This window comes from Pseudoalteromonas sp. Of11M-6 (assembly GCF_022347905.1).
GTDB lineage: Bacteria > Pseudomonadota > Gammaproteobacteria > Enterobacterales > Alteromonadaceae > Pseudoalteromonas.
Map to the genome: position 1 here is coordinate 13,381 of NZ_JAKRFW010000050.1, position 23,674 is coordinate 37,054.

Genomic DNA, 23,674 nt, shown 5'->3' on the forward strand with positions numbered 1-23,674 from the left:
AGTTAGTCGATGATATTCTCATTTGAAGCATTGAACCTTTGGGCAATTATTCTCGCCGCTTTGTCTTCCTTTATGTTAGGTGGTATTTGGTATTCGCCTATGCTGTTCCAAAAAACATGGATGGAGGGGTGTGGGTTGACAGAGCTTGACTTACAAACGAGCGATCCCAAGATGACTTTTGGCGTCGCATTTCTGTTATCTTTGTTGTCCGCTGTGTTTATGGCTGTGATGCTTGATCTATCGCTCTCTTTGTTAGCGGCTACCGGAGTTGGGCTTGGTGTGGGAGTTTTTTTCGTCGCCTGTTCATTAGGAATAAGCTATATATTTGAGCAGCGCCCGATGAAACTGTTTTTAGTCAACGGTGGCTATCATGTGTTACAGTTTACGCTCATTGCATTTGTACTTAGGATCATGAGCTAACTCGGTATGGCAAAACCCAATAAAAAAGGCCCTGTTAGAACCGTCGATATTTATTGTTCTGGATGCCGCCAGCAGCTATTTAAGTATCGTAAGGGAGGCAAGGGCAGCCTCGTCAAATGTTTTAAAGAACGGATCACCCAGGACTTTACCACCAACCAAGTAAACTGCCCCAATTGTGAGCAAGAGTTTGCCCGCGATACATTAGTGAGAGGTGCGCCAGCACTGAAAATGATTGGTGGCAAGGTCACCTTCAAGTAGTTATTACTTCAATTCTTATTGCTCACCTTTTTTTGTTATCAGACAAATGTCCTGTCTTGAATTTCCCAGTTTGTTACTATTTCGCCGTTTGGCTTTGCTGTTTCAATGAATGAAAATGACCCTTCCCATGGAACTGGGCCAGCCTATTGGGTCTTGCTAAATGGAAAAAACATGATCGATTTAATGTTCGATATCATCGGTATGACAGGCACTTTCTTGGTTGTTGGTGCATTCTTTATGCTACAGCTGGAAAAGGCATCTCCCGATAGTTTAACGTATAACTTGATGAATTTAAGTGGTGCGATCCTACTACTGATTAGTCTTTGTTATAACTTTAACCTTGCAAGCTTTGTGATAGAGTTATTTTGGATCGCAGCGTCTTTAATTGGTTTATTTAAATATTTCAAAGCGAGAAAGTTGGCATCTGCTTAGGGTCTAAAAGAAAAGGCTAATCAAAAACTTGCGTAGTGGCTAGGAGCAAGTATTATTAAGTTAATCATATGCTGCTACGTAGGTTAGAGTAATCTAACACTACGAGTGAAGTGTGGGAACATAGAGCTCGTATAATATGAAAAACTTAAGCGCGTTAATTAAAGTCACTCCATTCTTAATTCCTTTTGCGGTAGTCGCTGAACCAGAAGCTATGGACGCCGACCTTTATCAGCTGTCGTTTGAAGAGCTGTTGAATGTAAACGTCTCTATCGCAACCAAAACCGATGAGACTAGAGCATCGGTTCCCTCTAGTATTACTGTCTTTAATTCAGAACAAATCAATAGCCTAGGTGTCGACAATGTTTATGATTTAATGAATTTTGTACCTGGCTTTCAATCTACTCGAGGCGATTGGGTTGGAGCCGTGCCAAAAGAGCATACCCGTGGTGTGTATCTGGATACTGGACATGTGTTAGTGATGATTGACGGGCAAAGGCTGAATGAGTCTTCATTCGGTAAAGCGTCGGTCTACACCCCGTACATTCCCATTGAAATTATCAATAAAGTTGAATTTATTCGAGGCCCGGGCTCCGCACTTTATGGCAGCAATGCCTTTCTTGGTGTAATGAATATTATTACCAAAAAACATAGTAATCAGCTTTCTGTTGGCTATGGTGAGCATGGCAGCGCTCAAGCGGCGATCAATATTTCAAAGCAAGTGTCTAACGAAACACTGGTCTACGCTAATATTGCATTTAATAAACGCACTGGTGATAGCTATTTTGGAGGTGCCGTAAAAGACCCGTTAGAATCACTTTTTGCTGTGTTTGGCGGCAATCATCAAGCGTTAACATGGCAAGTAAGGTTTAACCGCACTCAACTTGACGAGTTTTTAAATCTTTCCCGTTATTCCCCTGAAAACGAACACAAAAGCGAGAACTATGCGGCAACATTTGAGTATCAGTGGCAAATTACTGAGTTACTCGAGTTAACCCATAAACTGAGCTTTATTGAGCATAACATTGAAAGTGCAGGGCTCATCGTTACAGCAGCAGAAATAGGTATCACGCAAGGAGGTGACTTTTTAGTTGGCCCAGCTTGGCAATCTAGAGACTTAACTTATAACCTAGATGGTGGTTATAAACAAAATGACCATTTACAATGGAATTTCGGCATTGAGTTGTCAAAGGAAGAGCAAAGTAAAGCAGGTGTAAGAACTACTTACTATGACCAAACTGCTGGTGACATCATTATTTATAACCATACCTATTTGGGTGGTGTGCAGACAATATCTGACTACGCGCCATTTTATTCGCTACGTCAGGATTTTGATTCTTATGCGGGTTATGTTCAAGCTAAGCATCGATTTAGCGAGCAACTTAGTATGTTTGCAGGAGCACGATATGACGAAGTGAAAGACATAGACGATAATTTATCGCCAAGGCTTGCATTCGTTTACGGCTACGATGAAGCAAACACTTTTAAGCTACAATATGGAGAGTCTTTTCGTACACCAGTCAGTAATGAGCTTAACTCAAACGATGACGTTACATCAGGTAATTCGAACTTAACTTCAGAATATGTAAAAACGACAGAGCTGGTCTGGCATTATCAAGACGAGTCCAAACAATTTGACGCGGTACTGTTTAACAATGAACTAGAAGATTTTATTAATCTTGTATCCATTGATGATGAGCAAGCTGAGTTTACATTTGATAATGTCTTTGAGACGAGTATGCAGGGTATTGAAGTTAATGCTAATTTTAATTTAAGTGACTCAACATGGATACAAGGTGCATACACCCAGTTATTTGACGAGCCATTAAACGGCAGTTTTAAAAAGTTTGCTGCGCTTGCCTTTACTCATAAAAGAGGGGCGGTAGAAGTTACTTTAAATGCAATTTGGCGAGACACAACATTGATACTTGCACCCCCAGAGTCAACTGTAGATGATTTCAAGCAGTCAAGTTACTACCTCATTGGCGGTACCGTTTCTTTTAATTTGGATAACAATACTAAAATTCAACTGAAAGCTGAAAATCTTTTTGATAAAAAATACACTGTATTTGATCCAAGATTGATTGATGGTCATGTGCCACAACAGGGCAGAAATTTATTGATTCAGTATATTAAGAATTTTAATTAGCTGATGGGGTAGGTGTTTATAGAATGAATGTGCCACCTATACGGTGGCACATTTTTTATTACTTAAAAGAAGGTATAATCAACACGCAGGCTGATTGTGCGGCCATTTAGGTAGTTAATATACTCTTGTGCTGCTGAATTATTGGCGTTTCTAGAGCGAGCACGCATATAGGTAGCAGTTTCTTTATCAAATAGGTTATTAACGAATACACTTAGTTTTAGACTATCACTTAGCTGAATACGTCCTGAAACGTTAAAGACACTATATGCTGGTGTTTTATCTTCATCACGGACATTAAAGTGTGTTTTATATTCGTCATAGAAAGAGTATTCACCTCGGATGTAAGCATCTTTACCGAACAATTGAATATTTTGATCAAGCGCTAGATATGCATTCCATTCTGGTACCATTGTCATCTTATCACCAGCGCTTGCTGAGATAGAGTCATTGTCTTCTGTGATCTCAGAGCTTGTGTACGACGTGTTGAATGACATCGTTAGGTCGTCAGTTAAACGAGCTGTTGACTCAAACTCAAAACCTTCAGACTTAGCTTCACCACCGTTAGCTGTATATGAAAATCCACAAGTGTCCATATATACTGAGGTTTTAATATCAGTCCAATCGATACGATAGATTGCAGCAGAGAAATCCACTTTTCTGTCAAGTACACTTGCTTTAAGACCTAGCTCATAGTTTTCGATAGCATCAGACGTGTAACGGTCTTTACGATTTTTAGCAAGCGGATCAGCCTCACATGAAGCTGCTAATGGACCATTGTTACCACCTGGTCGATATCCTTCTGAATATAAGCCGTATACAGACATTTCTTCACTTGGACGGTAAGAAACACTGAACTTATAGCGGTTACCTGATTCTTCACCACTTAAATTATCTTCAGAAGTTGCCCAAATACCTTCTTGCGTGTAGTGAGAACCATCTTTAAGTTCAAAACGGCGTACACCACCATTCACTTCAAGGCTACCGGAATCACCTAAATCAAATTCGTATGCAACATCAGCGAAGAATGCGAGTTCTTCCGAGTAATCACGAATGTTGGTAAGGTTCCAGTTGTTCTGAGGGTTGCCAAATGTGTCTTTACCAATTTGTGTAGCATCTGCCCCCCACCAATTAAGTGCTAGCGCAGATACTTTGTCGCCTTTTTCATGATATTGATTTTGGTAGTCTGGATCGTAGCCGTATTCAACTTCGTCATAGTAAGCGCCGATAGTCCAAGATAGAGGCGAGTTTACATCAATATTTTGGAAGCGCAGTTGGTGAGTCACACGCTCATATTTGCGATGGTCAATGATCCAAGTACGGAACATATCTGATGCATCTAAACGACTCCATCCCGTTTGAATGCTGTCTTCTTCATAAGTACGGTGAGAGCCTGCGTAAGTTAAAGACGCTATATCTAGGAAGTTATCATCCTGAATATTTAAAGTGAAAAGATCATTAGTTGAGTCAGACCATGGGTCCATTAAGTCCCACACTTGGTATTTTTGTGGCACACCTTTGTTAGCAATTGGTGCGTTGCCCGCGTTACATTGAGGGCGCTCAGCTGTCTCAGGACAAGAAACTTTAAAGAAATCGACATCATATCCGTAAGCTGCTTCCTCATTGGCTGTTAGGCTGTAGTCCCAATAATAACCTGGTGTAGAACGGTCACCTGTTGTCGTACCTGTGTCGCTGAATGTCGTATGTGCGTAGCCTAGAGTAACAGAAGTTTCTGGGTCCACTTGCCACAATAGTTGGCTGCGGATAAAGCCTCGATCTGCGTTACCCTGAACACCAGTATTCATATTAACCATTTGATAACGTTCATGTTCTGTATTACCACTTACACGCAGTGCTAACGTATCATCAACAAGTGGAATGTTAACACCCATTGAAATATTACGATGTAGACCATCTACATCTTTTTCACTTCCAACCTGTGTAGACGCGAAAAATTCAAATTCATCAAGTACAGGCTTTTTAGTGATGATCCTAACCGTACCACCGATAGCGTTTGAGCCATAAAGTGTACCTTGTGGTCCTCGTAAAACCTCAACTCGCTCTACGTCGTTTAAGTTTTCAAAAGTAAAAGGAACGTCGTCGACAAAAACGCTGGTTGTATCTGGAAATGCAGTGTTACCTCCACTTAAGCCACGCAAAATAAGTTGACCTCTAGGAGAAGCAGCCCCAGCGAGCGTTCTATAAAAGTCTTCTGCTGATACTAAGTTTCGATCAGCGATGTCCATTGCTGAGATAGTAGAAACCTGCATTGGAATTTCTATGATGGTTTCTTCTTTACGACGAGAGGTAACGGTAATTTTTTCTATTTGTTCTTTAGCACCGTTTTCTGGTTGTTCTTCCGCGGTTACGTAAAAGCTTGCTGATGCAGCCAGCATGCTAAGGCAGAGAGTACTCTTAGCAAATGGTATCTTCCCCAGTGGTTTCATTGTGATTTCCCTTATTGTTTTTGTGTGAAAAATACAATAGTACCGATATTTGTACTATTGCCTATGTATCAATGAAGGGTAAAAATAATTTATTAATGTAAATTATTCAAGTTTAATGTAACTTTATTTTTGTTGTGGTGTTTTTGTTTTATTTAAGTCTATACTAATCATACGGTTATTAGTTTGAAAATTAATACTTAGAAATATGGAATTAGCCAAAAGTCTAATAGGGTTTGGAATATTTAATTCTAATAAAACGTTAGTCATCGGAGTTTCTGGCGTTCAGGGTTCTGGTAAATCAACACTAAGCTATTCTCTTTGTAAACAACTTAGGGAAGTTGGCATTACTTGTAAGTGTGTGTCGCTTGATGATTTTTATTTAGACCCAGAAGAGCGGGCATTACTTGCTTCAAAGTTTCATCCGCTGTTTCAACAAAGAGGCTTACCTGGTACACACGATCTTCAACTATTACAATATGTTATGAGCAGATTTAAACGCGGTGAAGCATTTACTTTACCAGTATTCGATAAATCAATAGATAGGAAGTTGCCAAAATCAAAATGGCGAAAAGTTGATGCGGGTTTACAGGTACTTATTATCGAGGGATGGTGTATGGGAGTGGAGCCGCAGTCTAGCGATGAGTTAGCACCTCCCGTTAATCAATTTGAGCAAGAATTTGATAAAGACGGTTCGTTTCGCTTAAAAGTGAATCAAATTTTATGTGAAGAGTATCAAGCTATTTTTTCACAATTAGATAGTCTCATTTATTTAAATGGAATGAGCTTCGACAGAGTATATCTGTGGCGGCTGCAACAAGAGCACGTGCTCAAAGCATCGAACGGAAAAGGGATGAGTGATGAGCAAGTTAGACAATTTATTCAGCCATTTCAACGCCTATCGGCATGGGGAATGCGAAGCTTGCCAAGAATCGCGGATATCGAAGTGTGTTTGGGTGAGAATAGAGAAGTGCTGCAAATAAACACTCAGCTTGGCGAATACACAAGCTGAGTGTAATTTTTGTTAAAGTTGATGAGTTATGCTGCTAGCTCTTCAACACCAACGATTAGCCAAGGTGCATCTCCCGTCGTTTTACGCTCTAAGTGCCATATTTCGTGGATAGGTTCCTCTTGCATGTCGCCGAGATCACGATATTTTCCAGTAAACTTAATGCTTACTTCCCAAACGTCAGGACGTGTATCAGCACGAACTAACTCAGCGTCAACAAACATCACCTCAGTGTTAACGTCACCTTGTTGCTCTCGTTCACGCTTGAACTCTTCAACCAACTCTGGGCTCAAGTATTCAGAAACCGTCGAAAAGTCGTTGTTATTCCAAGCGGTTTGGATGGTTTGATAATGCTGTCTTGCGCCTTGTAAAAAGCCATTGATGTCAAAATCTCTCGGCAAATTCATAGGCACGCTACTTGCGCCAAAACCACCGCCAATTGGTCCTTGGCTTTGAAATTGCTGTGGTGGAGTATTGTTGTAGCCACCCATAGGTGGCGCGCCGGCATAAGTTGGCTGCTGTTTTCTTGCAAGCATGCCCTTAACCAATTTGAAAATTAAAAAGGCAGCAGCGGCAAGCAGAATCATCTCAAGGAATTGGAATCCTTCAAAATCATCGCCAAGCATCGCGGCAATTAGACCACCGGCTAGTAATCCGCCGAGTACACCAGCCATAATGCCTTTTTTACTCGATTTAGGCTTTGCTGTAGATTTTGCATTTAATGCTTGTGTATCTGTTTGTTGCTTTTGCTGAGTCGTTTGCGTTTGCTGGGTTTTGCCTGAGCTCTTACTACCAAACTTCTTTCTCGCTTCAGCATTAAAACTGGCTGTAAATAAAAAAGAAACAAGGGAAAGTAACACAATGAAATGTTTCATAAAGTTCCTATATACCAAAATAACTGTCGCCATTGTAAAGAACTAACATGGCTATTTAAATAGGTATGTACCTCAATTAAATTTGTATTTTGAGAGGTTTAGTAAGGATATTGAGACACCGCCCCAAAGAGTGGGGCGGTAGCATTATAACCAGCGTAGTGAGCTTGTCACTTCTGATTGGAAGGTTTCAATTGGCGCACCTCGGTTTGCCACCAGTATAGTGTTGGCTTTACCATCATGGGCTATTAAGCCCTCAAAGCGGCTATCACCAAAACTATCTTTGCCGTCAATTGTACTTTGTTGACCTGCTGGCACGACAAAAACCGTGAGTGGACCAAATTCGGATTGCATAACCAAGTGAAGGCTTTTTTGACCTTTAAAATTACAAAATGTCGCGTAAACCACTTTACCCGGCAAGTTGTCGAACTTACCCCCAAACATCGCGAGTTTCTCATTCACGGTTTGCAGTGACACTGTTTCTTGCTTCTGCAGTGCATTTTCTTCGTAATACACATGAGCAAGCGCATGTTCACCGGTATCGACAGGGTGTCCAAAACCGCCAAAGTAAAAGACCACGGCGGCAAAAAATACACTGGCGGCAATCGCAAATGGTGCGGTAGCGCGTCTAAACCAAGACGCTTTCACTACTTTTTGTTCTTCCGTTTCAAGCTCCTTTTGTTTTGCAATTATCTTGTCAGCCAACCCCTCTGGCACATCAATATCGAGTGATTTACCCAAGAAATCGTCGAAAGCTTGCATTTCTTCGACCAGCACTTGCAACTCAGGTTGCTGTTCGGCCTGTTTTTTGACCTCTTCATCATGAGGATCAGCAACGAGGCGGCGTCGAAATTCGAGTTCATCCATTAGTTTGATGCCCCCTTTATTGGTTCATATTCAGTCGTTAAAGCGTCTTTCAGCTGGTTTCGAGCACGGTATAATCTTGTCATCACCGTGTTTTTATTCAGCTCAAGTATATCGGCGATTTCATCCCCAGAACATCCCATCACCACTTGCAGAAGCAGTGGTTCACGATATTCTGGTGCTAAGTTGGCTATTTGTCGTTGCACAACGGTTTGCTCCATTGCATCATCCAAAGCCGAACTGGTATCGTCGACCAGCGTATCTTGTTCAACCTCCGCATAGTCAAATTGCTTACGCTCAAAACGACGTGCATTCTCTCGTCTTAAAATAGTTAATAACCAAGGCTTTGCTGCATTCTCATCTTGTAATGAATCGAGTGCGCGCCAAGCCCGCAAAAAAGTTTCTTGTACTAAGTCTTCTGCTATTGTCGGATCGCCAGACAACCAATAAGCGAACTTATATAGCTCTTTGTGGTACATCCGAACCAGTGACTCGTAGTGATGTTGTTTACTGGCCATATCTATGAGACCTATCTTTTTGCAGGTTTATTTCAACAAAAACTCATTTTATTTTAGTTGATTCTGGGAGTGTATCTCACACCAAGCATAATTGATCTGTTAATTATTTACTAACAAATCTAACTCGTCTTGCAATAAAAAAGCGCCCTGAGGCGCTTATTGGTATAGATTACCTAAACTTTGGCTTTTATTTGTGTGAACAGTGCTTTTAACACTGGTTTTAATTTCACCATATAGTTGAGACAAGTCTACTTTTTCTCTATTGCCTCCATACAACGAGCTTTGCAGCGTTTGTACTTGTGCTCGCAATGAGCTGGGTTGAAGTGCTAGCCATTGTGCCATGGTGATATTTTGTTGTTTGATGTAGTGCAGTAGCGCTTGATAAAAGCCCGCTGGGTTATCTTGCTTAACCGCTTTTTCAAACGAAATAAAAGGTGCTGAATTTTCATCAGTGACCGTATTTACTATGGGGCTTGCGGTCGGTTTTGTTCTTAGACGCCATATTAGTAATGTTATTAGCCATAATGCGTATCCGAAAGCGGCGAGTCCCCACATCCACAGCGGGATAATTTGTTCTGTGACCACGTTGGTTTGCGTAGCAGGTGATGGGTTTACGCTTGGGCTTGAAAGCGGCTGCTGGATTGGAGCTGTCTGTGGTAAAGTAGGCTGGTTTGGATCAAGAATCACGCTGATAGACTTACTTGGTAACGTCGCAAACTCTTCACGTTTAGTGATGGTATTAAACCAGGGGAGTTTTACTTCGGGCAGAGTAAAATCACCTGCAAGTTGCGGTAGGTAAGCAAATGAAATGGTTAACTGTGAGATGACTTTCCCATCTCGGGTAATTTGCTTGCGCTCTGACGCGTCTGGATAAATTCTAAATCCATTAACGTCTTCAAGCTGAATGTCAGGAAGCTGCTCTTTAGTAACACCTACTGCAGTGAGTGTTAATGTTCGCGTAATAGGCGTTCCAACGGTAAATTCAGCGTCTTTGGGCTGCCACTCTTCAGAAAAATTTAAATACTCACTTGGTAACCAGTTGTCAGCAGCGTTGGCTGGGATAGGGGACACTGAAAAATCGATGGTATTGCCAACCGCAGAAGTTGCCATTCTACGATAGCCATCTCTGATCTGCCCGTTGAAGATAGGTGGTTCAATAGTGAAATTGCCACTCTTTTGCGGTTGGATCATGTATTCTCGGGTGAGCACCATGAAACGTCGGCCATCTATAACTTCATATTCTTCATGGCCTTTGCCCAATTGTGTGAAGTTAGCACCGTCTGAAACTGGAGCACTTAGTTGGCCATCTAGTAACTCCTTTCCTACATATAGTTTAAGGGTATAGAGCGCAGCCTGTTGAACATATAGGTTTTTTGTCTTGAGTTCGGTTTTTACGAATATATCGTTGCTTTGTTGTTCATCATCACGAGCGACAACTTTGATTTCGATCGGCTGGGTCGTTTCACCATCTACCTCTAGCGCAGGAATGGTGTAAGTACCCGGAGTGCGCGCAACGAGCTGCATCTGCCAGGTAGTGGAACTTGAAACGCTGCCATTAATAATACTGGTTCTAGAGCTAGTATTTACAGGGCTGGTGACAAAATCATCACTAAGCGCTGAAACATCCGGAATGGTGCCTTTGACCTTACCCTCAGCGATAATCGACAACGTGAAATATTCGCCTGTCAGTACCGGGTTTTTGTCTACGCTTGCTGTGAGATTATCCAAAGCCAACGATGTCTGGCTTAATATCAACAAAGACAGAAAAAGTATAATGCGTTTTACCATGATTTTTCAGCTCCCCTTGGCAGACGTCTTTGTTTACGTTGTTGTGCTTCTAATTGCATTTTATTTCTCAATAATATGGCTGGATCATCAGGTACTTTTCTAAGCAGTTGATTAAGCTGTTGCGCTTTCTCAATTTCTTCAGGGGTAAGTGGCCGACTATCTTGCATCATTGCTGCCTGTGCCTTTTCTTCATCCTGCGGTGATTGTTCGGGATCGGGCGTAGGTGCGGCTTGCGCTTGCTGTTGTTTTTGCTCTTGAGTTTGTTCCTCGGCTGCTTGCTGGTCTTGGCGGGCAGCATCTAGCTCTGGCTCGTTGTTATTTTGTTCTGACTCACTTCCTGCTTGTGAATTCTGTTGGTCTTGCTGACTTTGTTGGTCTTGCTGACCTTGTTGGTCTTGCTGACCTTGTTGGTCTTGCTGACCTTGTTGGTCTTGCTGACTTTGTTGGTCTTGCTGACCTTGTTGGTTTTGCTGACCTTGTTGGTCTTGCTGACCTTGTTGGTTTTGCTGACCTTGTTGGTCTTGCTGACCTTGTTGGTCTTGCTGACCTTGTTGGTCTTGCTGACCTTGTTGGTCTTGCTGACCTTGTTGGTTTTGCTGACCTTGTTGATCCTTTAACGCTTCGACTAGCGCTTTATTATCCTTCGCTTGCGTAAACTCAGGATCTAAGGATAAGGCTTTTTCGTAGGCAGAAATCGCGTCGTCTAACTTACCAAGCCGTGCTAGTGCATTGCCTAAATTGTATTGGCCTTCTGCTGAGCTTGTTTGTTCGAGTGTTTTTACCGCTCCTTCGTAATCTCCGGCTTTATAAAGGGCTGCGCCTTTTAGTACCGGATTATCGGCAAGGGCTGCCTCATCAAACGCTTCATTTTGGTAGGCCTGCAGTGCGTTTTGGTCGCTATTTTTAAACCACTGTGTCCATTCATTCGCCAGCGCTTTTTGCTTTGGCAACATGGCAAAAACAATCAAAGTACTGAGCATAACAGCATGATTTCTAAGCAGTAGTAGTGCGAGTGGGATAAGTGCAACCAGCAGATATATTCCAGCATCTACTCGCCACTTAGCATTTTCTCTGTCCCGTTTTACCACAGATGTATTTGCATCCAAATTAGGTTCGAATGTATCTATATCGCTACTGTCAGTTGTGTAGCTGGCAAACTTTCCACCCTTTACTCTAGCGAGTTTTTCGAGTCGAGTAGGGAATAGTTTTGGCACGACTATTTGACCATATTGGTCTTTTAAAAAGCCGCCTTCAGGTAATTTGATGGGGGCGCCTTGCGCCGTGCCTAAGGCATAGATACTTAGCTTAAATGGGCTGTCAGAAAGGAGGCTCTGCACATCTTCAGCGTCTTCTTGCTCAAGTCCATCGGTTACCAAAATAATGTCACCATAGGTTGCACTTGCACCTGTTAACAAGCTAACGGCTTCTTCGATACCTGCATATACGTTAGAGCCTTTTGAGGGCATGATCTCTGGACGAAGGCTCGGGATCAAGTTCTCAAGAGTGGTGACGTCCGTTGTGAGTGGCGACACAGTAAAAGCATCACCTGCATAAGCAACTAAACCCGTTTCGCCCTCTTTAAAGAGCTTGAGCATGTCTAAAGTTTTAAATCTCGCTTGTGTTAAGCGGTTTGGCGCGAGATCGGTTGAGTACATAGAATAAGACATATCGAGCACTAACACTCTAGGTGCTTGAGTTTTAAATACTGGTACTTCTTGTTTTTCAATACTTGGTCCCGCAACCGCAATAATGGCCAACAAAAAGAACACAATACTAAGCCAAGAGTTACTTTGTTTTTGGTGTTTTTGACCACTGGATCCCATCACCACCTTCATCAGGTGCGGTGCGATAAGTTGCGCTGATTTTTGATTGGACTTTTTAGACCATTGCAGTGCACTGTATATCACCCAAGGAATAAGTAACCAAAGCAGATGTGGGCGAATAAATTCAAATTCCATATATTTACCCTCTTAATTTTGTTCTTAATACGAGACTTAGCTGAGCCACAAAAAGCAAGCCGAGTATCGCGAGGAGAGGAATATAAAACAGTGAAATCTTAGGACGGAAAGTCTGTGTTTCATCACTTATTGGCTCTAGCTCATCGAGCATAGCGTAGATCTGTTGTAGGCCTTCCACGTCTTTTGCGCGAAAATATTGCCCACCAGTTTCTTTGGCGATATGTTGCAACGTTTTCTCGTCGATACTACTACCGGCCATTGAATTAAAGCCAAATAAACCAAAACCGCGTCTACCATCAGAGCCAACACCAACGGTATAAATTTTTATGCCTTCTTCTCGGGCTAAGATCAGTGCTTCTTCTGGTTGAAGGTTGCCCGCGGTGTTTTGACCATCGGTCAGCAAAATCAAGATTTTGTTACTTTGTTCACGTTCGCCAAAACGTTTTACCGACAAACCAATAGCATCGCCAATCGCTGTGGCGCGTCCAACTAAACCAATTTGTGCCTCACTAAGCATTTGGCTAACCGTCGCTAAATCTCGGGTGAGTGGCGTTTGCAAAAACGCGGTGTCACCAAAAAGAATAAGTCCTAGACGATCTCCTTGGCGCGCTTCGATAAAGTCGCTAACAACGGCTTTGACGACAGACAATCTGTCCACTAAGCGACCTTGGTATTCCATATCTTGCTCTGTCATTGAAGCCGATAAGTCAACGGCAAGCATAATATCGCGTCCCTCGTTTGGCACAACGATTGGGTCGTCAAGCCAAGTCGGGTTTGCCGCTGCGGTTACCAGTAGTAGCCAGACGAGTGTTTCCACTAGGCTTACTTTTGCGCGCTTATTGAGTTGATTTGTGCTCGCGAGTTGTAACTTTGCGGCACTTGGCATACGAATATTAATGTTGGTCTGCGCGATACTCGGTTTAAACTTCGCAATTAGCCAAGGCAGAGGTAACAATAAAAAGGCAAGGGGCCAACTAAACTCAAACATCGAGACGCTCCTTCACTTTGAAGGTATTAATCGCACGACATAGTTTATCGCTGAGTGCGGGGTCTTGAGTCGGAGCATATAACGAGTCGAGCTCTTGCTGAGTGAGTTCAACACGTGTGAGTCTTGCTTGCAGCGTTAACCATGCTTGGCCCGATCTACTCGCAGCGGTATCACCGTAATAATGTTTTACTAAACGTTTGAGTATGGTGTGTAATGCTTGGGCATTATCCTGCGAATGACTCAGTTTTACGGCTTCCTTTTTTGCCTTTAAAAATTGCTGGCGACGATATAATAGCCAACACGTAGCCGCAAATATTGTGAGTAGAACACAAATGGCTCCCCACATTGGATAAGAAAGTGGCCACCAGCTCACGCTTTGAGGGATGACCACATCATTAAGCTGGTCGAGTGGATTGACTTGCATTTAACCCCTCATGATTTGTAATTCGATTGGTAATGACGCGTCGTACTTTTGTAACGACATACCAGAACGCTTAAGTAGCGCTAATCTTCGATTGAAAAAGTCAGACGCATTTTGCGAGAATTTGTCTCTAAATTGCTTGTCCATCAAGGGCAATGTCCAGTTTTGTTCACCAGCAGAGACCTCAATTGCTTGACTGTATTCAGGCAGATGATGCTCAAAAGGATCGCTTACCATACAACCAATGACTTCGTTATGGCGAGTGGCTCGCTCTAGCAATTTAAAGCTTTCATCATTCAACTCCGTAAAGTCCGAAATGAGATAAATCAGGCTGCCAGGTTTGGCTAGATGCACAAGTCGTTTTAAATTCTCATTGAAACGATCCCCCGAGGGGTGAGTCTCTTTTTGAATTAATGCTTGTTCGTGTAGGGCACAGAACTGATGAGCTAGCGCAAGCACTCCACGGTCGCGAGCAATCGGTTTTAGCTCGTGGTGATTGCTGTCATTAAATACCACACCACCAACACGGTCGCCGCGTTGGCATGCAGCCCAAGACACTAAAATGCCTAAGTGCGCAGCAAGTACTGACTTAAGTAACAGCTTTGAACCAAATAGCATGCTTGAGGAAAAGTCACAAAATACAAAAACGGGTCGCTCTTTCTCTTCTTGAAAGAGTTTCGTGTGTGCTTCACCGGTACGTGCGGTAACTCGCCAGTCAATCGCACGAATATCATCACCATATTGGTATTGTCTGACTTCAGCGAACTCCATACCTCGACCTTTATGCGGTGCAAGGTATTGACCTGATTGAGCACTTTTCACTTTTCCTCTCGGTTTAAGCGAAAGTAAATGCGCTTTGGACTTATAAAAAAGTAGCTCTTTCAGGCTGAGTTCGACACCATTACTGTGGCTTTCATTAAACCAGCTGGCCGAGTTAAACTGCTTGATGTTGTTCATAGTATTATGGAACAGCAACCAATTCTAAAATCTTACTGATCACCTGATCTTTGGTGATCCCATCCGCCTGTGCTTCATAACTCAGCACGATACGGTGGCGTAGCACGTTATGCACCACAGCTTGAATATCTTCTGGTGTGACAAAATCTCTGCCTTGTAGCCAAGCATGAGCACGAGAACATTTATCAAGTGCAATTGTAGCTCGAGGGCTCGCGCCATAATCAATCCAACTCGCAAGCGTTGCATCAAAGCGTTGTGGTTGTCTGGTCGCAATAATCAATTGCACAAGATATTGCTCCAGTGGTTCAGCAAGATGCATGCTTAGCACGGTTTTACGGGCTTCAAATAGGGTTGCCTGACTAATCGGTGTGAAGGTTGCTTGATACTCCTCCAACGCCTCGCCACGGGTGAGGCGCAAAATATCGACCTCGGTTTCTGCGTCCGGGTAATCAATATTCAAATGGAGTAAAAAGCGGTCGAGCTGCGCTTCAGGTAGCGGGTATGTACCTTCTTGTTCAAGCGGGTTTTGCGTTGCCATTACCATAAATAGCTCAGGTAACGGATACGTTGTTTTGCCAACGGTTATTTGGCGCTCGGCCATTGCTTCTAGTAGCGCTGATTGCACTTTGGCTGGCGCTCGGTTGATTTCGTCAGCCAAAATCAAATGATGAAAAAGCGGGCCTTTCTCAAATACAAATTCATTGGTTTGTTGGCGATAGATATCTGTACCAGTTACATCAGAAGGCAATAAGTCAGGGGTAAATTGGACACGTTGGAAGCTCCCTTCAATGCCTTTAGCCAGTGCATTTACCGCACGGGTCTTAGCCAGACCTGGGGGGCCTTCAACCAATAAATGACCATCCGCTAAGAGCGCGATAAGCAAGGATTCGGTCAGTGCACTTTGTCCTAAAATTTGGGTGTCTAAATATTCTTTTAGTTGAGAAAACTCGTTTACTGCCATGAGACTGCCTTTTAAGCCGACAAAAATAAAAATAGTTATATGGACGCTGAATGAATAATCAAGTTGATTAGACCCATAATTTTAGAAAAGTTCATAAATTTTAAATAACAATTTCAAATACTTTGAGATTGCTTGAAAAAGCATCTAAAGTTGGTTTTCACGGTTTAAAAAGCAGCCATTTCGTGCTTTGCTATTGGCAACTTCGATTTGGTTGTTTAGAATCGGAGGAAATTAACAGGTCAGACCTGTCAGCGGGAGAGCAAAATTCATGTCTGAACAAAACATACTAAAAACATCAAAAGGCGACCGAATCGCTATCGTGAGCGGCCTGCGTACGCCATTCGCAAAGCAAGCTACCGCTTTTCACCACGTTCCAGCCCTAGATTTAGGCAAAATCGTCGTCAACGAAATGCTTGAGCGTTTGAACTTCGATCGTAAAGAAATCGACCAACTGGTATTCGGCCAAGTTGTACAAATGCCGGAAGCACCAAACATTGCGCGTGAAATCGTGCTTGGCACTGGCATGCCAGTTTCTGTTGATGCTTACTCTGTATCACGTGCATGCGCAACCAGTTTTCAAGCGATTGCTAACGTTGCAGAGAGCATTATTTCAGGCCAAGTAAGTGTCGGTGTTGCTGGTGGTGCGGATTCTTCATCAGTGTTACCGATTGGCGTGAGCAAAAAGCTTGCCGGTAGCCTTGTTGACTTGAACAAAGCACGTACGCTTAAACAGCGTTTACAGATTTTCTCAAAGCTAAGACTCAAAGACTTACTGCCAGTGCCACCGGCAGTTGCGGAATATTCAACTGGCTTATCAATGGGGCAAACCGCTGAGCAAATGGCTAAGACTCACGGGATCAGCCGTGCAGATCAAGATGCGATGGCGCACCGTTCACATACCTTAGCTGCAAAAGCATGGTCAGAAGGCTTATTAAACAATGAAGTGATGGCTGCCCATGTTGAGCCATACAAAAGCTTTATTGATAAAGATAATAACATCCGTGAAAACTCCTCATTGGAAAGCTACGCCAAGTTAAAGCCTGTATTTGACAGACAGCACGGCTCAGTAACTGCAGCAAATGCAACGCCACTGACCGATGGGGCAGCGGCAGTATTAATGATGAGCGAAAGTAAAGCAAAAGCGCTTGGCTACGATATCTTAGGTTATGTGCGTAGTTTCGCCTTCTCTGCAATCGGCGTACACGAAGATATGTTGATGGGTCCTGCACATTCAACGCCTGTAGCACTTGACCGAGCGGGTATTACCCTTGCTGATCTTGACCTGATAGAAATGCATGAAGCTTTCGCAGCGCAAGCGCTGTCCAATATGAAAATGTTTGGCTCAGACAAATTCGCGCAAGAAAAACTTGGTCGCAGTAAAGCAATTGGCGAAATCGACATGGATAAGTTTAACGTGCTTGGTGGTTCACTTGCATATGGTCACCCATTCGCAGCAACCGGTGCACGCTTGATCACGCAAAGCCTACATGAGCTTAAGCGCCGCGGCGGTGGCCTTGCATTGACAACAGCCTGTGCTGCAGGTGGTCTTGGAGCAGCATTCGTATTGGAGAGCGCATAATGTCAGTATTTTCTTATGAATTAAACGACCATAAAGTCGCCATCGTCACCATCGACGTGCTGGGCGAAAAAATGAACACCCTACGTGATACATTTGCTGATGAATTATTAGAGATCATCGCAAAGAGTAAGCAAGACGACGTAACGGGTATGGTTTTTATCAGTGGTAAAGACGATAATTTTATCGCTGGTGCAGACATTAAAATGCTAGACAGCGCGAAAACCCGTGAAGATGCGTTAGCGATTTCGGAAATGTGTCATAAAACCTTCTTTAAATTGGCTGATTTACCATTCCCAACCGTTGCCGCGATCCACGGTGTAGCACTGGGGGGCGGCTTGGAGTTTGCGCTGGCTTGTGATTACCGTGTTTGTACCGAAGACAGCAAGACTAAACTGGGTCTTCCTGAAGTACAGCTTGGTCTATTGCCAGGTGGTGGCGGTACACAGCGTCTACCAAAATTAGTTGGTATTCAAAAAGCACTTGAATGGATGCTAACTGGTAAACAAGTTCGACCTAAGCAAGCGAAAAAAGCGGGCCTAGTTGACGATTCCGTGCCGCACAGTATTTTACTCGACGTAGCGGTGAAGCTTGCCAGAAAAGGTAAGCCTAAGCCTCGCAAACCGAATTTAGACAAAATTAGCCAATTGCTAGAGTCTAACCCGTTCGGACGCAATATCATTTTCAAAAAAGCACAAGAAAATGTTGAGAAGAAAACGGGTGGTCACTATCCAGCGCCGCTCGCTATCATCAAAGCGGTACGTGCATCTGTAGAGCTGGACAAGCTTAAAGGTTACAAAACCGAAGCCGAGGGTTTCGCTGATTTAGTGATGTCTGAAGTATCCCGCTCGCTACGTGGGATTTTCTTTGCGACAACGGAAATGAAAAAGGATTTCCAAGGTGAAGATCTTGCTCCTGTGCAGCGTGTTGCAGTGCTAGGCGGTGGTTTAATGGGGGCGGGTATTACCCATGTTAGTGCGGTTAAAGCAGGCACACCAGTACGTATTAAAGATGTTGCGCATCAAGGCATTAGCAACGCATTAAATTACAGCTATAAGATCCTAACTCAACGCCAAAAGCGCCGTATTATTTCAAAGGCAGAGATGCAGTCAACTTTGAATATGATCACGGGGACAACAGATTACTCTGGTTTCAAACACACAGACATGGTGATTGAAGCTGTATTTGAAGACTTAGACCTGAAACAGTCGATGGTAGCGGATATTGAACGCGAATGCAGTGAGAGTACGATATTTGCAAGTAATACGTCATCATTACCAATCGGCCAAATCGCGGCAAAAGCAACGCGTCCTGAAAACGTAATTGGTTTGCATTATTTCTCGCCAGTAGAAAAAATGCCGCTGGTGGAGATCATTCCGCACGATACCACCAGTGATGAGGTTATTGCGCGCACTGTGGCGTTTGCTCGCAAGCAGGGGAAAACCCCAATCGTAGTAAAAGACAAAGCTGGTTTTTACGTAAACCGTATTCTGGCTCCTTATGTCAACGAAGCGGCAAATCTTTTGCTTGCCGGTGAGCCGATAGAGAAAATCGATCAAGCCTTGGTTGAGTTTGGTTTCCCTGTTGGTCCTCTTGCGCTTCTTGATGAAGTAGGTGTAGACATTGGCTCTAAGATTGCGCCAATCCTAGAAAAAGAATTAGGTGCTCGCTTTAAGGCGCCGGATGCTTTTGCACGTATGATAGATAGCAAACGTCTTGGTCGCAAATCTGGTCGTGGTTTCTACACCTATGAAGGTAAAAAAGGCAAGCAAGTGGACGAGTCAGTTTATGAGTTACTCGGTGTCACGCCTTCTCCTAAATTGAATAAACAAGAAATTGCGAACCGCTGCGTTGCACAGATGCTCAATGAGGCTGCGCGCTGTCTTGATGAAGGTATTATTCGTAATGCAAGAGATGGTGATATCGGTGCTATTTTTGGCATTGGTTTCCCACCATTCTTGGGCGGCCCATTTAGTTATATGGACAAAAAAGGCGCCAATAAGGTGTGTTCAGAGCTATCAACATACGCTGCTGACAACCCTGTATTTACACCTGCGGAGCCGCTACTCGCAATGGCCGAAGAAGGCAAAGCTTATTACGAGTAACGATACCAATTTATCTTAATTGAAAATATCCTATCTGTAAGCCGCTGTAATGCGGCTTTTTTCGTTCTCTGGTCTAGACTTAGTAGCTGTAATGGTATGTAACTTTTGTACCATCGACATGGATTCTACAGCACCTAGACGGCCTCTAATTTCTTCTTTTGCTTACTGCACTCTAGGATTTGCTGAATTTGGACAGCAGAGTATATGAATAAACGTATTTTTTTGCAGATCAGTGGCTTAGTTATATTTACTATTTTGGTGAGTGGTGGTCTATTTTATTGGTCCACTTTGTTAAACCACTCCATTTCCTCATTTCATCAGTCATGGCAATCAGAAACTGAAGTTGCAATTAAACGTGCCGAGCTGCTAGCTGAGCTAGAGCGTAGTTTTGGTTATAACGGCTTTATTCATCACTTCAAAAATTATGTACTACGTCAAGACGAGATTTATTACGAACAGGCTTTAGCTGATGTTGAAGCCACCAAAGCGACCATCTTAAAATTGCAAAGTACGGCGCTAAGCAGTCAAGAGACAAAGGCATTAGCCGTTATTCAACACACCTTTGATGAATATACACAAATGCTTGCGCTTGCTAAGTCAAAATTTACATCAGGTAGGTTGAGCTCTGAAGTGGTGGACCGCTTAGTGAGAGTAGATGACACTGACGCAGAAGTTGCATTTAACTATTTGCGTAAGTTGATTGGAGAAAAATTTGAGCTTGCAAAGCAAAATCAATCTGTAAAGCTTGCTCAAACCCAAGAGTTGAGTAACACCGGTGTATTGTTGTTACTACCAATAGTCTTGTTGTTTGCTTGCTTAAACATCTTCACGCTCATTTTTGTGGTTAAACTTATCAACGAGAAACGAAAGTTATTCAATTCTACTCCTGATGCCATTTTATATTGTGACAAAGACGGTAGGCTTAAAGAAGTCAATAAGGCGTGTACTGACTTGTTTGGTTATCAACCTCAAGAACTACTAGGTATGAAGGTTGAAGACCTCATCCCAGAACGGTATACCGGTAAACACGTCGCGGACAGAGAAAAGTTCCAAGGTACCTCTACGATGCGCAGAGTGACGCATGATGGCCTTAAAATTGTAGGGCGACATCAATCAGGTGTGGAGATCCCGGTGGATATCGCGTTATCCACGGTGTCCGTCTCTAAAAATGATGTTTTTATTGCGGTGATCCGAGATTTACGTCAAGAACAAGAATTGAAGAACCGAGCTGAACTGGATTTCTTAACTCAGGTTATGAATCGCAGAAAGATTGAAGCGCTGCTGAAAGAAGAAGTGCAGCGGGCCATACGTTATCATCGAGCGCTATCGCTACTGGTAATCGACGTTGATCATTTTAAACAATTAAATGATACCGCAGGACACCAAGATGGTGATAATGCATTGAAGGAAGTTGGGCAGTTTCTAAGAGAGCAAGCACGCCCAAGCGACCATATTGGACGATGGGGCGGTGATGAATTTGTGATTATCTGCCCTGAAACTCGGCCGGATGCCGCGCTTAATTTTGCACAACGACTGGTGCATGAATTTACCCGTTTCACCAGTTTTGGACTGACATTTAGCATTGGCGTCGCGGGGTACGAGCTTATTGGCGAAAGCTTTAATCACAAACGATGTTTTGAAGAAGCTGATTTAGCCCTCTATGAGTCGAAAAAGTCAGGTCGTGATCGTGCTTCGCTTTATATCGCGCCACGCAGCTCGTTGGACAAAAAGGCATAGTCTAAAACGAGATCTTTTACTTTAGCCGCTAAAAACTTTACAATTTGCGCCCAGTTTAGACTTGTGGCGGATGTTGATGCATAAAATAGAAGACCTCATTGCTGTTTTTAATGGGTTATTCCTGCACACGCTCAACACGGAGCTGGTAGTGGGCGACGACGAGCCCATCTATCTACCTGCAAATGAATCATACCCTCATCACCGCATTATTTTTGCTCATGGCTTTTATGCTAGTGCTTTGCATGAAGTTGCGCACTGGCTTGTTGCGGGTGAAGCGCGTCGTCAACTCGAAGATTACGGCTACTGGTATTGTCCCGATGGACGAGATAAAGCGCAGCAGCTCGAATTTGAAAAAGTGGAAGTGAAACCACAAGCGATTGAGTGGGCGTTAAGCGTCGCAGCTGGTTTTTCATTTAATGTTTCCGTTGATAACCTCAACGGTGAACAAACTTGCCGTTTCAGCTTTCAACAACGGGTGCATCAGCAAGTGCTAGCTTTATTAGAAAGCGGATTTAATACCAGAACAACTCAACTACTCAACGCATTACGCAATTTTTATAATACACCTTGGCCTTTACGCCAGCAGCAATTTAACTGGGATATCCCGACAGAGCTAAGCATGGAGTTTGACGATGCAATTTAAGCTTGGACTTATCATCAATCCTTTAGCTGGACTTGGTGGGAGCGTTGCACTAAAAGGTAGCGATGGCGCAGAAACAGCTCAACAAGCTTTGGCGTTAGGTGCAGAGCCTCGCGCTAATCAGCGAGCAAAAACGGCTTTAACACAACTGCTTTCACGTCAAGAAAATATCGAAATATACACTGTTAATGGTGAGATGGGGGAGCGTACGGCAAAAGAGCTGGGTTTTAACACCCAAGTGATTTATCAAACTCAAAGTACGGCAACTCGTCCTGAAGATACCGAGACCGCAGCGCAAATGATGCAACAGCATGGTGTCGATTTGATTTTGTTTGCTGGTGGCGATGGTACTGCCCGCAACATTTGCCACGCGGTGGGTGATTCATGTCCTGTACTTGGGATCCCTGCTGGGTGCAAAATTCATAGCGGCGTATACGCGATAACGCCAAAAGCAGCAGGTAGAGTCGTTGAACTTTTGGTTACCGGAGAGCTCGTCTCCATTGGTGAAGCCGATGTGATGGACATTGATGAAGCTGCATTTCGTGAAGGGACTGTGCGCGCTAAGCGATTTGGTGAAATGCAAGTGCCGGCCGAGCTGAGATATGTGCAAGCGGTGAAAAACGGTGGTAAAGAAAGCGATGAATTAGTGTTAGCCGATATCGCTGCCTACGTGGTTGCCGAAATGGAAGAAGATGAAACCTACATTATGGGGTCTGGTTCTACCGTTGCAGCAGTGATGGAAGAGATGGGACTTGATAATACACTTCTAGGTGTTGATGTTGTAAGGGACCAAGCGCTGATCGCCCAAGATCAAACTGCGCAGCAATTGTTGTCGCTTGCTGATAACAAAACAAAGCTAGTGATCACATTAATTGGTGGGCAAGGACATATTTTTGGCCGCGGTAATCAGCAGCTAAGTCCTAACCTCATCAAAAAAATCGGCAAAGATAATATTATCCTTATCGCCACAAAATCGAAATTAAAGGCCTTAAATGGTCGTCCTTTAATTGCTGATACCGGTGACGAACAACTTGATGAGTCCTTAGCTGGATTTATTAAAGTGATCACTGGGTTCAATGACCATGTAATGTACGCCATAGGCCATCAAGAATAATTTAGGAATAACTATGTCTTTAGTAGAATATGTAGAGAAAGCGCAGCAGTTTTTTGATGAGCTTGTTGATAGAGCGAGCGATGATGAATTATTTGCTGGTGGCTATTTACGCGGTCACTTTGATTTAGCGGTAGGCTATGCACAAGTAGAGGAAGCAGATCTTTCGATTGATGAGCTAAATGCCAAAGTTGAAAGCAGCTTGGTAAAAGCATACCGAAATGGAGAGCTAAATGACGATGATAAAGCGCACGTGGTTTCTATTTGGGAGCAGGTGCAAAATCTAAAATAACCGCACCTCACCTGAGAGTAGCAGATGCTAGGGCCTGTTGACCTTTGCTGTTTGATTTTTGTTCACCTGAGTGTGCTTTGATCGCGACGCTCGACTTGCCGCCTAGTAATCTAGGCAAAAGTTGAGCAACAATGAACAAAGCGCACTCAGGTGAACCCAAAGGGCAGCGCTTGATTAGCA

21 protein-coding genes are annotated in these 23,674 nt (G+C 43.3%); 11 read left to right on the forward strand and 10 right to left on the reverse strand.

The genetic code is table 11. The annotated features are described in order from the left end of the window. The first annotated feature begins 9 nt into the window (after positions 1-9). The 4 genes from MHN32_RS19540 to MHN32_RS19555 all read left to right on the forward strand — a co-directional run bounded on the left by MHN32_RS19540 (position 10) and on the right by MHN32_RS19555 (position 3,256). Positions 10-420, forward strand: coding sequence for a DUF1761 domain-containing protein (locus MHN32_RS19540; RefSeq protein WP_010605209.1), 411 nt, complete (start codon positions 10-12; stop codon positions 418-420). A gap of 6 nt (positions 421-426) precedes the next feature. Further along, complete coding sequence (locus tag MHN32_RS19545; RefSeq protein WP_010605210.1) at positions 427-678, forward strand: hypothetical protein; 252 nt, start codon at positions 427-429, stop codon at positions 676-678. A 171-nt stretch (positions 679-849) separates the two neighbouring features. Then, a complete protein-coding gene (locus tag MHN32_RS19550; protein WP_010379248.1) occupies positions 850-1,110 on the forward strand; it encodes a hypothetical protein in 261 nt (86 codons plus the stop codon). A gap of 136 nt (positions 1,111-1,246) precedes the next feature. Beyond that, entirely contained in the window at positions 1,247-3,256 is a 2,010-nt protein-coding gene (locus tag MHN32_RS19555) for a TonB-dependent receptor (protein ID WP_102057902.1), read from the forward strand. A 62-nt stretch (positions 3,257-3,318) separates the two neighbouring features. Here the strand turns inward: MHN32_RS19555 and MHN32_RS19560 are convergent, their stop codons facing one another. Beyond that, positions 3,319-5,700 carry a TonB-dependent receptor gene (locus tag MHN32_RS19560; protein ID WP_010605212.1) on the reverse strand — a complete coding sequence of 794 codons (2,382 nt, stop codon included), beginning with the start codon at positions 5,698-5,700 and terminating at the stop codon, positions 3,319-3,321. A gap of 205 nt (positions 5,701-5,905) precedes the next feature. Here MHN32_RS19560 and MHN32_RS19565 point away from each other — a divergent pair, with 205 nt between their 5' ends. After that, positions 5,906-6,709 (forward strand): kinase, encoded by an 804-nt coding sequence (locus tag MHN32_RS19565; protein WP_239422581.1) that lies wholly within the window; start codon positions 5,906-5,908, stop codon positions 6,707-6,709. 26 nt (positions 6,710-6,735) lie between these two features. Here the strand turns inward: MHN32_RS19565 and MHN32_RS19570 are convergent, their stop codons facing one another. The 9 genes from MHN32_RS19570 to MHN32_RS19610 all read right to left on the reverse strand — a co-directional run bounded on the left by MHN32_RS19570 (position 6,736) and on the right by MHN32_RS19610 (position 16,033). Then, a complete protein-coding gene (locus tag MHN32_RS19570) occupies positions 6,736-7,581 on the reverse strand; it encodes a Tim44-like domain-containing protein (RefSeq protein ID WP_010605214.1) in 846 nt (281 codons plus the stop codon). Between the two features lie 144 nt (positions 7,582-7,725). Then, on the reverse strand, positions 7,726-8,445 hold the full coding sequence (locus tag MHN32_RS19575; RefSeq protein ID WP_010605215.1) for a DUF3379 family protein: 720 nt from the start codon (positions 8,443-8,445) through the stop codon (positions 7,726-7,728). Next, positions 8,445-8,960, reverse strand: a complete 516-nt coding sequence (locus tag MHN32_RS19580; RefSeq protein WP_010605216.1) for a sigma-70 family RNA polymerase sigma factor — start codon at positions 8,958-8,960, stop codon at positions 8,445-8,447. The genes MHN32_RS19575 and MHN32_RS19580 overlap by 1 nt, the downstream gene beginning before the upstream one ends. 156 nt (positions 8,961-9,116) lie before the next feature. Then, positions 9,117-10,748 carry a BatD family protein gene (locus MHN32_RS19585; protein ID WP_239422582.1) on the reverse strand — a complete coding sequence of 544 codons (1,632 nt, stop codon included), beginning with the start codon at positions 10,746-10,748 and terminating at the stop codon, positions 9,117-9,119. Further along, on the reverse strand, positions 10,742-12,706 hold the full coding sequence (locus MHN32_RS19590) for a VWA domain-containing protein (protein WP_239422583.1): 1,965 nt from the start codon (positions 12,704-12,706) through the stop codon (positions 10,742-10,744). The genes MHN32_RS19585 and MHN32_RS19590 overlap by 7 nt, the downstream gene beginning before the upstream one ends. 4 nt (positions 12,707-12,710) lie before the next feature. Then, positions 12,711-13,694 carry a VWA domain-containing protein gene (locus MHN32_RS19595; protein WP_102057908.1) on the reverse strand — a complete coding sequence of 328 codons (984 nt, stop codon included), beginning with the start codon at positions 13,692-13,694 and terminating at the stop codon, positions 12,711-12,713. Continuing rightward, complete coding sequence (locus tag MHN32_RS19600) at positions 13,687-14,118, reverse strand: DUF4381 domain-containing protein (RefSeq protein WP_010605220.1); 432 nt, start codon at positions 14,116-14,118, stop codon at positions 13,687-13,689. The genes MHN32_RS19595 and MHN32_RS19600 overlap by 8 nt, the downstream gene beginning before the upstream one ends. Continuing rightward, the gene (locus MHN32_RS19605; RefSeq protein ID WP_239422584.1) at positions 14,119-15,072 is read right to left on the reverse strand and encodes a DUF58 domain-containing protein; all 954 of its coding nucleotides are present in this window, start codon (positions 15,070-15,072) and stop codon (positions 14,119-14,121) included. A gap of 4 nt (positions 15,073-15,076) precedes the next feature. Further along, on the reverse strand, positions 15,077-16,033 hold the full coding sequence (locus MHN32_RS19610) for a MoxR family ATPase (RefSeq protein WP_010377722.1): 957 nt from the start codon (positions 16,031-16,033) through the stop codon (positions 15,077-15,079). A 268-nt stretch (positions 16,034-16,301) separates the two neighbouring features. On the opposite strand from MHN32_RS19610, the gene fadI reads away from it, so the two are divergent. From fadI to MHN32_RS19640, 6 genes are all read left to right on the forward strand, one after another. Beyond that, positions 16,302-17,612 carry an acetyl-CoA C-acyltransferase FadI gene (gene fadI, locus MHN32_RS19615; RefSeq protein WP_010605222.1) on the forward strand — a complete coding sequence of 437 codons (1,311 nt, stop codon included), beginning with the start codon at positions 16,302-16,304 and terminating at the stop codon, positions 17,610-17,612. Beyond that, entirely contained in the window at positions 17,612-19,714 is a 2,103-nt protein-coding gene (fadJ, locus tag MHN32_RS19620; RefSeq protein ID WP_239422585.1) for a fatty acid oxidation complex subunit alpha FadJ, read from the forward strand. The genes fadI and fadJ overlap by 1 nt, the downstream gene beginning before the upstream one ends. Positions 19,715-19,918: 204 nt before the next feature. Further along, positions 19,919-21,451, forward strand: coding sequence for a sensor domain-containing diguanylate cyclase (locus MHN32_RS19625; protein ID WP_235368676.1), 1,533 nt, complete (start codon positions 19,919-19,921; stop codon positions 21,449-21,451). 76 nt (positions 21,452-21,527) lie between these two features. After that, the gene (locus MHN32_RS19630; protein ID WP_102057912.1) at positions 21,528-22,094 is read left to right on the forward strand and encodes an elongation factor P hydroxylase; all 567 of its coding nucleotides are present in this window, start codon (positions 21,528-21,530) and stop codon (positions 22,092-22,094) included. Continuing rightward, positions 22,084-23,205 carry an ATP-NAD kinase family protein gene (locus MHN32_RS19635; RefSeq protein WP_239422586.1) on the forward strand — a complete coding sequence of 374 codons (1,122 nt, stop codon included), beginning with the start codon at positions 22,084-22,086 and terminating at the stop codon, positions 23,203-23,205. Before MHN32_RS19630 ends, MHN32_RS19635 begins: the two co-directional genes overlap by 11 nt. Before the next feature lie 13 nt (positions 23,206-23,218). Then, positions 23,219-23,494 (forward strand): YfcL family protein, encoded by a 276-nt coding sequence (locus MHN32_RS19640; protein WP_010377735.1) that lies wholly within the window; start codon positions 23,219-23,221, stop codon positions 23,492-23,494. Positions 23,495-23,674 lie beyond the last annotated feature (180 nt).

What these genes read in the sequence shown, in the direction of transcription:
- MHN32_RS19540 (WP_010605209.1), top strand. Translation starts at nt 10, where the DNA reads ATGATATTCTCATTTGAAGCATTGAACCTTTGGGCAATTATTCTCGCC.
- MHN32_RS19545 (WP_010605210.1), top strand. Translation starts at nt 427, where the DNA reads ATGGCAAAACCCAATAAAAAAGGCCCTGTTAGAACCGTCGATATTTAT.
- MHN32_RS19550 (WP_010379248.1), top strand. Translation starts at nt 850, where the DNA reads ATGATCGATTTAATGTTCGATATCATCGGTATGACAGGCACTTTCTTG.
- MHN32_RS19555 (WP_102057902.1), top strand. Translation starts at nt 1,247, where the DNA reads ATGAAAAACTTAAGCGCGTTAATTAAAGTCACTCCATTCTTAATTCCT.
- MHN32_RS19560 (WP_010605212.1), bottom strand. Translation starts at nt 5,700, where the DNA reads ATGAAACCACTGGGGAAGATACCATTTGCTAAGAGTACTCTCTGCCTT.
- MHN32_RS19565 (WP_239422581.1), top strand. Translation starts at nt 5,906, where the DNA reads ATGGAATTAGCCAAAAGTCTAATAGGGTTTGGAATATTTAATTCTAAT.
- MHN32_RS19570 (WP_010605214.1), bottom strand. Translation starts at nt 7,581, where the DNA reads ATGAAACATTTCATTGTGTTACTTTCCCTTGTTTCTTTTTTATTTACA.
- MHN32_RS19575 (WP_010605215.1), bottom strand. Translation starts at nt 8,445, where the DNA reads ATGGATGAACTCGAATTTCGACGCCGCCTCGTTGCTGATCCTCATGAT.
- MHN32_RS19580 (WP_010605216.1), bottom strand. Translation starts at nt 8,960, where the DNA reads ATGGCCAGTAAACAACATCACTACGAGTCACTGGTTCGGATGTACCAC.
- MHN32_RS19585 (WP_239422582.1), bottom strand. Translation starts at nt 10,748, where the DNA reads ATGGTAAAACGCATTATACTTTTTCTGTCTTTGTTGATATTAAGCCAG.
- MHN32_RS19590 (WP_239422583.1), bottom strand. Translation starts at nt 12,706, where the DNA reads ATGGAATTTGAATTTATTCGCCCACATCTGCTTTGGTTACTTATTCCT.
- MHN32_RS19595 (WP_102057908.1), bottom strand. Translation starts at nt 13,694, where the DNA reads ATGTTTGAGTTTAGTTGGCCCCTTGCCTTTTTATTGTTACCTCTGCCT.
- MHN32_RS19600 (WP_010605220.1), bottom strand. Translation starts at nt 14,118, where the DNA reads ATGCAAGTCAATCCACTCGACCAGCTTAATGATGTGGTCATCCCTCAA.
- MHN32_RS19605 (WP_239422584.1), bottom strand. Translation starts at nt 15,072, where the DNA reads ATGAACAACATCAAGCAGTTTAACTCGGCCAGCTGGTTTAATGAAAGC.
- MHN32_RS19610 (WP_010377722.1), bottom strand. Translation starts at nt 16,033, where the DNA reads ATGGCAGTAAACGAGTTTTCTCAACTAAAAGAATATTTAGACACCCAA.
- fadI (WP_010605222.1), top strand. Translation starts at nt 16,302, where the DNA reads ATGTCTGAACAAAACATACTAAAAACATCAAAAGGCGACCGAATCGCT.
- fadJ (WP_239422585.1), top strand. Translation starts at nt 17,612, where the DNA reads ATGTCAGTATTTTCTTATGAATTAAACGACCATAAAGTCGCCATCGTC.
- MHN32_RS19625 (WP_235368676.1), top strand. Translation starts at nt 19,919, where the DNA reads ATGAATAAACGTATTTTTTTGCAGATCAGTGGCTTAGTTATATTTACT.
- MHN32_RS19630 (WP_102057912.1), top strand. Translation starts at nt 21,528, where the DNA reads ATGCATAAAATAGAAGACCTCATTGCTGTTTTTAATGGGTTATTCCTG.
- MHN32_RS19635 (WP_239422586.1), top strand. Translation starts at nt 22,084, where the DNA reads ATGCAATTTAAGCTTGGACTTATCATCAATCCTTTAGCTGGACTTGGT.
- MHN32_RS19640 (WP_010377735.1), top strand. Translation starts at nt 23,219, where the DNA reads ATGTCTTTAGTAGAATATGTAGAGAAAGCGCAGCAGTTTTTTGATGAG.